Raw genomic sequence first — 312 nt, 5'->3', positions numbered from 1 at the left:
GCGCCCCAGGCGTGGGTGACAACAATGTGGTGGAAGGCAATAGCTTAAGCTACACCGTGACCTTGACGGGCAGCACCACGATTGCCTCGACCTATGCGTACAGCTTGGGTGGCGGTACAGCGACAGCCGGTGATGACTACAACACCACCCCAACGTTCAGCAATGGCGTGAGCTTGGTCGGTAGTAACTTGATCGTCCCAGCGGGCGTGTCCAGCTTCACCGTAACGGTGTCGACGATCGACGACACGATCGTCGACAGTGCCTCCCCAGAAAGTTTGCCATTGGTGATCGGTGGCGTGACCGGTGCCGGCG

At 59.6% G+C, this 312-nt stretch carries 1 protein-coding gene; it reads left to right on the top strand.

What is annotated here, in order from left to right; all coding sequences use genetic code 11:
• Window positions 1-312 (top strand): hypothetical protein (locus KDM90_RS17655; RefSeq protein ID WP_438947446.1); only part of this gene is annotated, 312 nt, incomplete at both ends.

Origin of the sequence: Affinundibacterium fentianense, from assembly GCF_018139545.1 — a bacterium.
Lineage (GTDB): Bacteria > Pseudomonadota > Gammaproteobacteria > Burkholderiales > Burkholderiaceae_D > Undibacterium > Undibacterium fentianense.
Note: the sequence above shows the minus strand (reverse complement) of the source record. Positions and strands in the feature narration are given on the sequence as shown.